Below are 13,547 nucleotides of genomic sequence, written 5' to 3' on the forward strand. Positions count from 1 at the left end.
AACTAATTTGAAATGGTAGTTTGGTATAGGTAAACCTAGAGAATAAAAGGGTTAATATCGAACCTTTTTAATTACAAATTGTTTCTTTTAAATACATTAGGGGTTAATCCCGTATGTTTTTTGAAGTATTTTACAAAATTAGTGGATTCTTCAAACCCCATTTGATAGGCTAATTCTGTACTTTTAATAGTAGAGTTTACTAAGTTTCTTTTAGCTTCTAAAATTATAAAATCATCTATATACTCTTTTGCAGTTTTTGAAATAATCTCTTTACAAACTACATTCAAATGCTTGTAGGTTATATTCAGTTTTTCAGCATAGTATACTGCATTTCTACTATGTGTAAAATCCTTTTTTAATATTGTTTGAAAAGATAAAAAGAGGGTTAACTTATCCGACTCTTTAATATAATTTGTATGATTTCTTTTTACTTCTTCTACTTTTGAAAAAATAATATTGAATAGAGAATTTATGATATGTTTTCTATTAAATACTTCTGAAGTTTTATAAAACTCATTAAAAAGTAACTCAATGTATTTTGGAATATTTGAACTTTCTGGAATTTGGATTTGAGAAGAAAAAAGTTGTGGAGTTAGTAATCTAATTGCTGTATCTTGAGGAATATTACTTAACTGATTTTTAAAATATTCTTCTGTAAAAAGAATTAAAAACCCTTTTACATTTCCTTTAAATTTAAAAGCATTTACTTGTCCTTTTGACACATATATTATTGAGTTTTTTCGTACTTCATGCCAAACAAAATCTACCAAATGTTCTGTATCTGCCTCTGTATAAAATGCCAACTGATAAAACTCAAGTTGGTGAGGTTTTTCAGGTAAATGATCTAAGCTATTTTTTTGTTTTTCTATACTTTCTAATGTGATTATCTCTACACCCTCTATTTCTGGCGACTTTGACTGAAACGATAAATTAGGTAGTTCTTTAATCATTTTTATATATAGAAATAAATATGATGATAAAGGTAATTAATCTCTTAAAAACAAAAAATCCCGCAAAAGCGGGATTTTTATATAATTGACTAAGAAAATTACATTTCTAATGCTTTCTTAGGGTTGTTATCCATTAATAACTCTACTGGGTTTTCTAATGCTTCTTTAACAGCTACTAAGAAACCTACAGACTCACGACCATCAATAATTCTGTGATCATAAGATAACGCAACATACATAATTGGTTGAATTACAACTTCACCGTTAACAGCCATTGGACGGTTAACAATGTTGTGCATTCCTAAAATTCCACTTTGTGGAGGGTTGATAATTGGTGTTGACAACATAGAACCAAATACACCACCATTAGTAATTGTAAAAGTTCCTCCTGTCATTTCATCAACAGTAATTTGACCATCACGAGCACGTAAAGCTAAACGCTTAACTTCACTTTCTACTCCTCTAAATGATAAATTCTCTGCATTTCTAATTACCGGTACCATTAATCCTTTTGGACCAGAAACAGCAATTGAAATATCTTGGAAATCGTGACTTATTTTGTAATCTCCATCAATCATAGAGTTTACATCTGGGTACATTTTTAATGCTCTAACAACAGCTAAAGTAAAGAAAGACATAAATCCTAAACCAACTCCATGCTTAGCTTTAAAATCTTCTTTGTACTCATTACGTAAATCGAAAATTGGCTGCATGTTTACCTCGTTGAATGTAGTTAACATTGCAGTTTCATTTTTAACAGAAACTAAACGTTGTGCCACTTTACGACGTAACATTGATAATTTTTTACGCTCTGAACTTCTAGAACCGTTAGCTGGCTGAGTTCCCATTGAAGGAACAGCTTTTACTGCATCTTCTTTAGTTACACGACCGTCTTTACCAGTTCCTTTTACTGCTGAAGCAGAAATTCCTTTTTCAGCTAAAATTTTCTTAGCTGCTGGAGATGCTGCTCCTGTTGCATAAGTTTCTTTAGCTGGTTCTGCTTTTGGAGCTTCATTTTTCTCCTCAGCTTTTGGAGCTTCTTTCTTTTCAGCTCCTCCTTCTGGTTTTGCAGCACTCATATCAATATGACATACTACAGCACCCACCTCAACAGCATCACCTTCTTCAGCTTTTAAAGTAATAATTCCACTCTCTTCAGCTGGTAACTCTAACGTTGCTTTGTCAGAATCAACTTCAGCAATAGGTTGATCTTTTTCTACATAATCTCCATCTTCAACTAACCAAGTTGCGATTTCTACTTCTGTAATTGATTCCCCCGGAGAAGGAACTTTCATTTCTAAAACACTCATGTTTTTTATTTTTATTCTGAAATACTTTCTTTATTTAATCAAAAACTTTATCCAATACTCTATTGTGGCGACGAGTATAACGTGCACTTGAACCTGCAGCTGGTGCCGAATGATAATCTCTCGAAGCACACTCTAATTTAGCTAATTCAAAACGCTCTAACATATAACCCCAAGAACCCATATTTTTTGGTTCCTCTTGTGCCCAAACATAACGCTCTACATTTGGATATCTATCCATTACTTCCTTTATCTTATCGTTATGTAAAGGGAATAATTGCTCTATTCTAATTAATGCTACATCCTCTCTTCCTAATTTTTCACGTTTCTCTAGCATATCATAATAGAACTTCCCTGTACAGAATACCATTTTTTTCACTTTAGCAGTATCAACTGTATCATCAATTACCTCTTGGAAAGTTCCATTTGCTAAATCTTCTATAGGATTCACTGCTTTTGGCAAACGTAATAAACTCTTAGGTGTAAAAACTACTAAAGGTTTTCTAAAATCACGTTTCATCTGACGACGTAATATGTGATACATATTTGCTGGGGTAGAACAATTCGCTACAGTCCAGTTATCTATTGCCGACGATTGTAAGAAACGCTCAATTCTTGCCGATGAGTGCTCTGGTCCTTGACCTTCATACCCATGAGGCAATAGCATTACTAATCCGTTTTGTAATTTCCACTTATCTTCTGCCGATGAAATATATTGATCAAATACAATTTGAGCTCCATTGGCAAAATCACCAAACTGAGCTTCCCAAATAGTTAGCGTATTTGGAGCTGCCATGGCATACCCATAGTCAAAACCTAATACACCATATTCTGATAAATGAGAGTTGAAAATAGTCATCTCTCCTTTATTTTTAGGGTTTGTATTTAATAAATTAACACGCTCTAATGTTTCTTCATCGCGCATAATTGCATGACGATGTGAGAATGTTCCTCTTTCTACATCTTCTCCTGAGATACGAATATTATAACCTTCTTCTAATAAAGTTCCATAAGCTAAGTTTTCAGCTGTTCCCCAATCCAATTCATTATCAATAAAAACGGCTTTATCACGACCTTTTAAAATACGTTCTGCCTTTCTTACAAACTTATGTCCTTCTGGAGTTGTTGATATTACCTTTGCAATATCTTTTAATGCTTCAACCGAATAAGTAGTGTCTACTGGTTGTAACATATCTTGCAATTGCTTACGAACAAATCCATCCCATACTTCTGGCATGAACTCCTGAATCTTAGAAGTTGTTTTCTTTTTAGACTCTGTGAATTCTGCTTCTAAATGTGCTTTGAATTCATTTGTAATTTCTTTTACATAATCAGTTGAAATACTCCCTTCTTCAACTAATTTTGCTGCATATATTTCTTTTGCATTTTTATGCTTAGAAATTGCTTTATATAATTTTGGCTGTGTAAAACGAGGTTCATCACCTTCGTTATGTCCATATTTACGATAACCTAAAAGATCTATATAAATATCTTTTTTGAACTTAGTTCTATATTCTACAGCCATTTCCATTGCATGACAAACCGCTTCTGCGTCATCTGCATTTACATGTAATACTGGCGATAATGTTACTTTAGCCACATCTGTACAATAGGTACTAGAACGCGCATCTAAATAGTTGGTTGTAAAACCTACTTGGTTATTCACTACCACATGAATAGTACCTCCAGTTTTATAACCATTTAAAGTCATCATTTGCCCTACTTCATAAACAATTCCTTGTCCAGCAATAGCGGCATCCCCATGAACTAAGATTGGTAAAATCTTACCATTATCTCCTTTATAATCTAAATCTATTTTTGCACGAACAATTCCTTCAGCTACAGCATCAACTGTTTCTAAGTGAGATGGATTTGGAACCAAATTCATCTTCATTGTTTGTCCGCCTTTGTATTCTTTACTTAAAGTTAAACCTAAATGGTATTTTACATCTCCATCTATGTCTTGATCTTCAAAATCTTTTCCTTCAAACTCGCTAAATAAATCACGAACTGGTTTCTTAAAAATATTTACCAGTGTATTTAAACGACCACGGTGTGCCATACCTAACACACATTCTTCTACTCCATATTTCTCGGCAGCATCACGAAGTGCAACACTTATACCAGGAATTAATGTTTCTCCTCCTTCTACAGAAAAACGCTTTTGACCTACATACTTTGTTTGTAAAAAACTCTCAAAAGTAGAAGCTTGATTCAGTTTAGTAAGTATGTATTTTTTTGCCTCTAAGTTGTAACTAGGATGGTTATCATTTTTATTTAAACGATTTTGCCACCATTTTAACTCCTCTGGATTTCTTAGATACATATATTCCACCCCAATACTATCGCAATAAATTGCTTTTAGGTGTGAAATGATTTCTGATAAAGAGCTTGGCCCCATACCTAAAATTTCTCCTGCATTAAAAACCGTATTTAAATCAGCCTTTGTCAGTCCAAAATTTTCAATATCTAAAGTAGGTGTATATTTTCTTCTATCACGAACTGGATTTGTTTTTGTAAACAAATGTCCACGAGTACGATAACCATTAATTAAATCGATTACCAAAAATTCTTTGCGTACTTCTTCAGGAACTTCGATTGCAACCTCATCATCCGTTAACGAATAATTTTCGTTTGCTAAATCATATCCTTGAAAAAAACTTCTCCAACTTGGTTCTACCGCATCAGGATTTTTCTGATATTGTTCGTACAAATCACCTATAAAACCTGAATGTGCTGCGTTTAAGAACGAAAACTTGTCCATATATATTTTTATGCTTTTCTATCAATAAGAATAATGCTGACAAAAATACAACTTTTAGTAAAAACAAGACTTTTTTTCTTGCTTATTTTAACTAGCATAATCTCCCTCTTCGAAGCTTTGTACTAAAAAATAACGAAAAATAAACTTCTGAAAACCAGAATCAAATAAAATTAATTGTATTTTTTATTAAAAATAATTTGCAGATATAAAAAAAGCCCTTAAATTTGCACTCGCATTTTAAAACAAGTTCGTTTTAAATTCCTCCTTAGCTCAGTTGGTTAGAGCATCTGACTGTTAATCAGAGGGTCCTTGGTTCGAGTCCAAGAGGGGGAGCTAAAATGCTAAAGGCAACGTAGGAGCCGATAATTTCTACAACATACATATTTTGTTCTATAAGAACATTCCTCCTTAGCTCAGTTGGTTAGAGCATCTGACTGTTAATCAGAGGGTCCTTGGTTCGAGTCCAAGAGGGGGAGCAAAAAGACTTACAAATTTGTAAGTCTTTTTTTATTTTTGCATTATGTCATTTCCTAAGAAACTTACTGCTAAATTACTCCAACGTAAAGAAAACAATTCTCTAAGATCACTTGGAGAAGAAGTTAACTTAGTTGATTTTTCTTCTAATGATTATTTAGGTTTAGCCAAATCAGAAATTGTTTTTAATAATGTCCATCAATTTTTAGTAGCGCAAAATATCAAACAAAATGGAGCTACTGGTTCTAGACTTTTATCTGGAAACCATAAATTATACCCACTGGTTGAAAAACAATTAGCTGAATTTCACAATTCAGAATCTGCCCTAATTTTTAATTCTGGATATGATGCAAACATCGGATTTTTCTCTTCCGTCCCACAACGCGGAGATATTATTTTATATGATGAATTTATACATGCTTCTATTCGAGATGGCATACAACTTTCAAACGCTAAAGCTTATAAGTTTAAACATAATGACCTTTTAGATTTAGAAGAAAAAATTATTCGTCTGAACGACTCAAATAATAATAACGAAATTTATGTGATAACAGAATCTGTTTTTTCTATGGATGGAGACAGTCCAAATCTTAAAGAAATTGTTCAGATTTGTAAAACCAACAAAGCCTATTTAATAATTGATGAAGCTCATGCCATTGGTGTTTTCAATAAAGGTTTAGTTGAAACTACAGAAATACACAATGATATTTTTGCTAGGATTGTCACTTTTGGAAAAGCATTAGGATGCCATGGTGCTGCAATTATATCTTCTAAAGAATTAAAAAATTATCTCATTAATTTCTCAAGAAGTTTTATTTATACCACAGGCCTATCTCCTCATGCTGTAGCCACCATTAGTTTTGCCTATAAAGAGCTCCCTAAACTTAAAGAGCAATTACAAAAGAACATCCTCTTTTTTATCAAAGAAACACAACGTTTAAATCTTAATTTTATTAAGAGTGAATCCGCAATCCATTGTTGTATTATTCCAGGAAACGAAAAAGTAAAACTGATAGCTCAAAAACTTCAAGAAAAAGGATTTGATATAAAACCGATTTTATCTCCTACTGTTAACAAAGGAGAAGAAAGACTTCGCTTTTGCTTACATAGTTATAATTCTTTTGAAGAAATTACCAGTGTTTTAGAGAACCTTGCTACTTTTGCTTTATAAAATTAGCATAAATGAACGATAATCATGTAATTCTAACTGTATTTGAGTACTCAACCGAAGCTCAAGTAATTAAATCTAAATTGGATTCTGAAAACATTAGAACCATGTTAATGGATGAAAAAACTATTGATTCTGACCCTTTATTAAGTCAGGCAATAGGAGGAGTGAAATTATTAGTTCATAAAGATGATTTAGAAAAAGCACTAGTCATATACAACGAAATTAGAGAATACGAAAAAGACGAGAACGGAGTATCTTATCAATGTGGCAAATGCAAATCATCAAGAATTCTTGTTGCACCACCTCAACGCAAAAGTTTCTTTTTTATGCTTTTCCCTTTTTTTGAAAGTAGAAAATTAATTTGTAACGATTGTAAAACAATCTTTTAATGAAAAAATATTTTATCACTGGTATTTCCACAGAAGTAGGAAAAACAGTAGCTTCTGCTATTGTTACCGAAGCTCTAGAAGCAGATTATTGGAAACCTGTACAAGCTGGCGAATTAGATAATTCTGATGCTCATAAAGTTGAACAACTAATTTCTAATTCTACAACAACCATTCATACTAACGCATACGCATTAAAAACTCCTATGAGCCCACATGCTGCTGCTGAAATAGACAATATAAGCATTGAACTTTCTAACATAACTGAACCAAAAACATCAAACAATTTAGTTATTGAAGGTGCTGGTGGATTATTAGTGCCTTTAAATGATACAGACACTATTTTAGACATTATTAAACCTGACTACAAAGTAATAGTGGTTTCTCGCCATTATTTAGGAAGTATTAACCATACCTTATTAACCATAAACCTTTTAAAAGAAAAAGGTTTTGATGTTTCTTTGATTTTTTCAGGTGATGAGCATCCTACTACTGAATCAATTATTAAAAAAATGACAGGCGTTTCTGTTATTGGACGAATTGACGAAGAACCATATTTCGATCAAAATGTTATTCGTGAGTATGCTGACCTTTTTAAAGATAAATTATGACACTACAAGAAAGAGACAAACAACACTTATGGCATCCATTAAAACAGCACCAAACACATCCAGATAGTTTAGGTATTGTAAAAGCCAAAGGCTGTATTTTAACCGATGAGAACGGTAACGAATATATTGATGCTATTTCTTCTTGGTATACTTGTATGTTTGGTCACTGTAATGACTTTATTACCAATAAGGTTTATAAACAAATGCAAACATTAGATCAAATAATGTTTAGTGACTTTACACATGAACCTGCTGTTGCTTTATCGGAAGAGTTAATTAAGATATTACCAAAAAACCAGAATAGAATATTCTTTAACGACAATGGTTCAACTGCTGTTGAAGCTGGAATTAAAATGGCTTTGCAGTACTATTTTAACAAAGGTGAAAAAAGGAATACTTTCGTTGCTTTTGAAAACGGTTTTCATGGAGATACTTTTGGTGCTATGTCTGTATCTGGACTTTCTGTTTACAATGGTCCTTTTGAAGATTTTTTAATGGACATTAAACGTATTCCAGTTCCTAACGGAAACAATAATCAAGAAATTTTAACACTACTAAAACAAATTGTTAGCGAGAATAGTATTGCTGGTTTTATATACGAACCTTTAGTTCAAGGTGCTGCTGGTATGAAAATTCATAAAGCAGAAGATTTAGATTCTATTTTACAATTTTTTAAAAACAATGATATTTTAACTATTGCTGATGAAGTAATGACTGGATTTGGTAAAACCGGAAATAATTTTGCATCTGATGAAATTGCCACAAAACCAGATATTATTTGTTTAAGTAAGGCCTTAACAGCTGGTTTGGTTCCTATGGCTATTACTTCTTGTACCGAAGATATTTACAATGAGTTTTTAAGTAATGATATTGCCAAAGGTTTTTTCCATTGTCATACGTATTCTGCAAATCCAATAGCATGTAGTGCTGCTTTGGCGAGTATTGAATTATTACAGAGTGATGAAATTCAAAAAAATATTCAAAGAATTTCAAAAGCTCATCAAGATTTTTTAAATCAAATAACGAATCATGCTAAAGTTACTGAGGTACGTTCAAAAGGAGTCATCTTAGCTATTGATTTAAAAACCAATGCTGGAAGATATGGTACATTAAGAGATCAACTATTAAAATCTTTTATGGACAAAGGTGTATTTTTACGACCTCTTGGAAATACTATTTATATACAACCACCTTACGTAATTACTGAACAACAATTGCAAAAGGTATATACAACAACTAAAGAGGTTCTAGATACTTTCTAGAACCTTTTCATTTTCCAATAAATTTATTTCTTCTTGAGTTTCTTTTATACGCACATATAAATCTTCATAAACCCATTCTCCATCAGTTTTAATTCCTTTTACTACTAAAGTTCCTTCTCCTTTACTACCACGAATTGGAATAGAAAAATCAACATCACCATCATTATTTCTTAATGAAATATTCCCTGAAGGAATACCATACTTTTCAATATCATCACCAAGTAAAGAAACTACTTCCTCATTATTTCTTACTTTTTCTATAGCATATTCTATGGGTGTTGCATTATCTATCATTTTAGAAACACCAAAAATTGCAGCGCCAATTCCAAATACAAAAAACAAAACAATCAAGAGGCAACCACATCCACAGCCTCCAACAGGAACTGCCCACATCCAATTTCTACCAAACCAACTTTTTTCGTGCTTTTCATCCATAGATTTAATATTTAGTGACAAGATAACTATTAAATTTCTTCATGTTACCTGATTTTAACTTTATTTTTGTCAAAATTTTAAATGTGTTGAAAGAACGTATTTCTATAACAGCAATGGCATCTGTTTCTTCGGTAGGAAGTTCCCAAAATGAAATTTGGAATAACTACCTTAATACGAAACATTATCTAAGTAGTAAGAGTTTTGATAATTTTAAAGCTCATGTAGCTCAATTATCTGATGACATTAAAAATGAAATAAATCAATTAAAGCATTCCGATAATAAGTACAAAAACTTAGACGAAACAGTTTTATATACTTTATACGTAGCACGAAAAGCTATTAAAGATGCAAACTGGAATTCTCAAGATAATTTTGGAATTAATATAGGTTCTTCACGTGGAGCAACTTCTTTATTTGAAAAATACCACAAAGAATTTTTAGAATCAGGAAAATCATCAACGTTAAGTTCTCCTACAACAACTTTAGGAAATATTTCGTCATGGATTGCACATGACTTACAAAGTAATGGTCCTGAAATTTCACATTCCATTACTTGTTCTACTGGTTTACACTCATTATTAAATGGAGTTGCATGGTTACAATCTGGGATGACTAATAAATTTATGATTGGTGCTAGTGAAGCTTCTCTAACCGATTTTACTATTGCACAAATGCAAGCTTTGAAAGTCTATTCAAAAGAAACAGATGAATATCCTTGTAAAGCTTTTGATATGACAAAAACAAAAAACACCATGGTTTTAGGAGAAGGAGCTGCTGTTTTTTGTCTAGAATCGGGCATCTCTAAAAATGCAATTGCTTTTATTGATAATGTAGGATATGCTACTGAAGTATTAAAACACAATACATCAGTTACTACAGATGCTGAATGCTTTCAGAAATCCATGAAGATGGCTTTGAAAAATATTTCTCCTGAGGAAGTAGATGCTATTGTTATGCATGCCCCAGGAACTATAAAAGGAGATCAATCAGAAATAAATGCTATCAAGGCTATTTTTGGAGATAATCAACCTTTTTTAACAACCAATAAATGGAAAGTTGGACATACTTTTGCTACTTCTGGATTATTAAGTTTGGAATTAGCTATTTTAATGTTACAACATCAAAAAACAATAGAAGTACCATTTGCTGAAAAGCAAAAACAACCAGAAAAACTAACAAAAATCCTAGTAAACGCTGTAGGTTTTGGAGGAAATGCAGTTTCTGTGTTACTATCTAAATAATATCCTTATTTTTACCCCAACAAACAACTTGAATTCATGAGCGAAGTAAGACATAACTGGACGAAAGAAGAGATTCTAGAAATATATAACAAACCTATGATGGAGCTTTTATACGAAGCTGCTACAATTCATAGAAAAAGTCACGACCCAAACGTAGTACAAGTTTCTACATTACTATCTATAAAAACTGGTGGATGTTCTGAAGACTGTGGATATTGTCCACAAGCTGCACGTTACCATACTGATATTAACGGAAACGATTTAATGTCTGTACAGCAAGTAAAAGCACAAGCTTTAAGAGCTAAAGCAGGTGGTAGTTCTCGTGTATGTATGGGAGCTGCTTGGAGAAATGTAAAAGACGGACCTGAGTTTGATCAAGTTTTAGAAATGGTAAGAACTATTAATAAACTTGATATGGAGGTATGCTGTACTTTAGGTATGGTTACTGAAAATCAAGCACAACGTTTAGCTGAGGCTGGACTATATGCTTATAATCACAATTTAGATTCTTCTGAAGAATACTATAAAGAAGTAATTTCTACACGTGGATACCAAGATAGATTAGATACTATTGATAATGTTCGTAAAACTAACGTAACTGTTTGTTCTGGTGGTATTATCGGTATGGGAGAATCTGCTGAAGATAGAGCTGGAATGTTAGTTGCTTTATCAACTTTAGATCCACAACCTGAATCTACCCCAATCAACGCTTTAGTTGCAGTTGAAGGAACTCCTTTAGAAGATGAAAAACCTGTAGAAATTTGGGATATGGTTCGTATGGTAGCTACTACAAGAATTGTATTACCAGAAACACAAGTACGTTTATCTGCCGGTAGAACTCAAATGAGTAGAGAAGGTCAAGCAATGTGTTTCTTTGCTGGTGCAAATTCTATTTTTGCTGGAGATAAATTACTAACAACTCCAAATCCTGATGTAGATGAAGACATGAAAATGTTTAAGTTATTAGGATTAAACCCTCAAAAGCCGTTTACTAAAAAGGTACAACCAAGAACAGTTGAAGCTGAAGATTCTAATTTTGAAACTTTAGGTGAAAAACCAAAATGGTCTCGTCCTGATCATAAAATTGAGCGTAACGAAAAAAAGAAACAAGAGGCTAAAGAGATAAAAAAACAAACTCTTAAAATTAAGAGAATGTTAACTGATGAACCTCAAAAAGAAACTATAAAATAACTTAAAAAAGAACTACTATTTAGTAGTTCTTTTTTTATACATATAAGTTTGTACCATAATCGCTTATTGTTTAAATAGATTCTTTAAATCGACTTTGATTTTAATACATTTTTTAACAAGAATCTTTCTAAATAATTTGGAAACGTTTTCTTAACTTTGCTTCTCTAAAAATTGGGCCCATGGGATTACAGTTACAACAAGTAGACAGAGTTGAAACGATAACAAAAGAAGATTTTATTAAAAACTACTTCAAACCTCAAAAGCCAGTAGTTATTGAGCGTTTTATTGAAGATTGGCCAGCATTTAACAAATGGTCATTAGAATACATGAAGGAAGTTGCTGGAGACAAAACTGTTCCTTTATACGACGACAGACCAGTAGATTACAAAGATGGATTTAATGAACCGCATGCTACCATGAAAATGAGTGAGTATGTTGATTTATTAAAAAGAGAGCCTACGAAATTCCGTATTTTCTTATGGAATATTTTAAAAGAAGTCCCTGTACTTCAAAAGGATTTTAAATTTCCTGACTTTGGTTTACGTTTAATGAAAGGTTTACCAATGTTATTTTTTGGAGGTAGAGACTCGTACACTTTCATGCATTATGATATTGATTTAGCAAATATTTTTCATTTTCATTTTGAAGGTAAAAAGAAGTGTATACTATTTGACCAGAAACAAAATAAATACTTATACAAAATACCTCATTCATTAATTACAAGAGAAGATATTGACTTTAATGATCCTGATTTTGACAAATGGCCTGCTTTAAAAAAGGCAAAAGGTCATATTGCTGAATTAGAACATGGAAACGTTTTATATATGCCTGAAGGTTATTGGCACTATATGCGTTATGTAACTCCAGGTTTTTCTATGAGTTTACGTGCTATTGCTCGTAATCCAAAAAACTTAGGAAAAGCTATATATAATGTATTTATTATGCGTACTGTCGATAATGTAATGAGACGTATAAAAGGTCAAAAATGGATTGATTGGAAAAACGAACAAGCCATTATAAAAACAAATAAAGCAAATAAGATTGCATAAAAAAAGCGCCAAAATTGGCGCTTTTTTTATTTTATGCTGCTTATTTTATTTCCCAAATAAGCGTTGAAAGAAATTTTTTGTCTTAGTTGTGGCTTCTTTAAGTTCTTCTTGTGCATCTTCAGCAAAATCCGATGCTTTTTCTGTTACATTTTCCATGACCTCTCTTGCATCATCTATAAATTCGCTAGTAGACTCTTTTATTTTTTGCACAGACTCTTCTGATACTAAATCACTAACTTTATCTTTTATATCTTCTACAGCATCAACAACATGTTCTCCTGTTTCTCCTGCAAGTTCTGAAGCTTTTTCCGTTACTTTATCCATAACGTCTTTTGCTTTATCTAAACCTTCATTTAAACTATCTTTAAACTTATTATTTTCTGCTTCCATTTCTTTCAAATTTTAAGTTAATTTAAAACCAACCTCTACTATTTGTTTGGTAAGTATACACAAACTCTTCATCTGATTTTGTTAAATAAATTATTCCTTCTACTAAACCTATAACAGAAACAACCCAAGCAGCTACACCACAAGTTATAATTCCTAATACAAATGTTGATATTAACATTATAATTCCTTCTTTGGTATAACCTAATATAAATTTATGGATTCCCAAACCTCCTAAAATAATAGCTAAAATTCCTGCTAAAACCCTTTTACTCTCTTGGTTTGGAACAGCATTTCCATTTTCATCAATTACATTCAT

The 13,547-nt window shown here is 32.0% G+C and carries 13 protein-coding genes and 2 tRNA genes; 9 read left to right on the forward strand and 6 right to left on the reverse strand.

Annotated elements, in window-relative coordinates:
• Positions 1-71: 71 nt before the first annotated feature.
• The 3 genes from ACOQN8_RS04500 to ACOQN8_RS04510 all read right to left on the reverse strand — a co-directional run bounded on the left by ACOQN8_RS04500 (position 72) and on the right by ACOQN8_RS04510 (position 5,021).
• Complete coding sequence (locus tag ACOQN8_RS04500; protein WP_420551774.1) at positions 72-950, reverse strand: helix-turn-helix domain-containing protein; 879 nt, start codon at positions 948-950, stop codon at positions 72-74.
• Between the two features lie 98 nt (positions 951-1,048).
• A complete protein-coding gene (odhB, locus tag ACOQN8_RS04505; RefSeq protein WP_420551775.1) occupies positions 1,049-2,260 on the reverse strand; it encodes a 2-oxoglutarate dehydrogenase complex dihydrolipoyllysine-residue succinyltransferase in 1,212 nt (403 codons plus the stop codon).
• Positions 2,261-2,294: 34 nt separating this feature from the next.
• Complete coding sequence (locus ACOQN8_RS04510) at positions 2,295-5,021, reverse strand: 2-oxoglutarate dehydrogenase E1 component (protein WP_420551776.1); 2,727 nt, start codon at positions 5,019-5,021, stop codon at positions 2,295-2,297.
• A 259-nt stretch (positions 5,022-5,280) separates the two neighbouring features.
• On the opposite strand from ACOQN8_RS04510, the gene ACOQN8_RS04515 reads away from it, so the two are divergent.
• From ACOQN8_RS04515 to bioA, 6 genes are all read left to right on the forward strand, one after another.
• Positions 5,281-5,354 (forward strand) — tRNA-Asn (locus ACOQN8_RS04515).
• A gap of 69 nt (positions 5,355-5,423) precedes the next feature.
• A tRNA-Asn gene (locus tag ACOQN8_RS04520) sits at positions 5,424-5,497 on the forward strand.
• 44 nt (positions 5,498-5,541) lie between these two features.
• Positions 5,542-6,666, forward strand: coding sequence for an aminotransferase class I/II-fold pyridoxal phosphate-dependent enzyme (locus ACOQN8_RS04525; RefSeq protein WP_420551777.1), 1,125 nt, complete (start codon positions 5,542-5,544; stop codon positions 6,664-6,666).
• Between the two features lie 11 nt (positions 6,667-6,677).
• Positions 6,678-7,055, forward strand: coding sequence for a putative signal transducing protein (locus ACOQN8_RS04530; protein ID WP_150898388.1), 378 nt, complete (start codon positions 6,678-6,680; stop codon positions 7,053-7,055).
• Positions 7,055-7,663 carry a dethiobiotin synthase gene (bioD, locus tag ACOQN8_RS04535; RefSeq protein WP_420551778.1) on the forward strand — a complete coding sequence of 203 codons (609 nt, stop codon included), beginning with the start codon at positions 7,055-7,057 and terminating at the stop codon, positions 7,661-7,663. The genes ACOQN8_RS04530 and bioD overlap by 1 nt, the downstream gene beginning before the upstream one ends.
• Positions 7,660-8,925 carry an adenosylmethionine--8-amino-7-oxononanoate transaminase gene (gene bioA / locus ACOQN8_RS04540; RefSeq protein WP_420551779.1) on the forward strand — a complete coding sequence of 422 codons (1,266 nt, stop codon included), beginning with the start codon at positions 7,660-7,662 and terminating at the stop codon, positions 8,923-8,925. The genes bioD and bioA overlap by 4 nt, the downstream gene beginning before the upstream one ends.
• On the opposite strand, the gene ACOQN8_RS04545 is transcribed toward bioA, so the two are convergent.
• Positions 8,911-9,360, reverse strand: a complete 450-nt coding sequence (locus tag ACOQN8_RS04545) for a cytochrome c oxidase assembly factor Coa1 family protein (protein WP_420551780.1) — start codon at positions 9,358-9,360, stop codon at positions 8,911-8,913. The genes bioA and ACOQN8_RS04545 overlap by 15 nt on opposite strands.
• 86 nt (positions 9,361-9,446) lie before the next feature.
• On the opposite strand from ACOQN8_RS04545, the gene ACOQN8_RS04550 reads away from it, so the two are divergent.
• From ACOQN8_RS04550 to ACOQN8_RS04560, 3 genes are all read left to right on the forward strand, one after another.
• A complete protein-coding gene (locus ACOQN8_RS04550) occupies positions 9,447-10,601 on the forward strand; it encodes a beta-ketoacyl synthase N-terminal-like domain-containing protein (protein ID WP_420552805.1) in 1,155 nt (384 codons plus the stop codon).
• 36 nt (positions 10,602-10,637) lie between these two features.
• A complete protein-coding gene (gene bioB, locus ACOQN8_RS04555) occupies positions 10,638-11,792 on the forward strand; it encodes a biotin synthase BioB (RefSeq protein ID WP_150898384.1) in 1,155 nt (384 codons plus the stop codon).
• Positions 11,793-11,971: 179 nt separating this feature from the next.
• Positions 11,972-12,841 carry a cupin-like domain-containing protein gene (locus ACOQN8_RS04560; RefSeq protein WP_420551781.1) on the forward strand — a complete coding sequence of 290 codons (870 nt, stop codon included), beginning with the start codon at positions 11,972-11,974 and terminating at the stop codon, positions 12,839-12,841.
• A 45-nt stretch (positions 12,842-12,886) separates the two neighbouring features.
• On the opposite strand, the gene ACOQN8_RS04565 is transcribed toward ACOQN8_RS04560, so the two are convergent.
• Entirely contained in the window at positions 12,887-13,231 is a 345-nt protein-coding gene (locus ACOQN8_RS04565; protein ID WP_420551782.1) for a hypothetical protein, read from the reverse strand.
• A 22-nt stretch (positions 13,232-13,253) separates the two neighbouring features.
• A complete protein-coding gene (locus ACOQN8_RS04570; protein ID WP_333909543.1) occupies positions 13,254-13,547 on the reverse strand; it encodes a TM2 domain-containing protein in 294 nt (97 codons plus the stop codon).

Source organism: Tenacibaculum aiptasiae, assembly GCF_965221665.1.
Lineage (GTDB): Bacteria > Bacteroidota > Bacteroidia > Flavobacteriales > Flavobacteriaceae > Polaribacter > Polaribacter aiptasiae.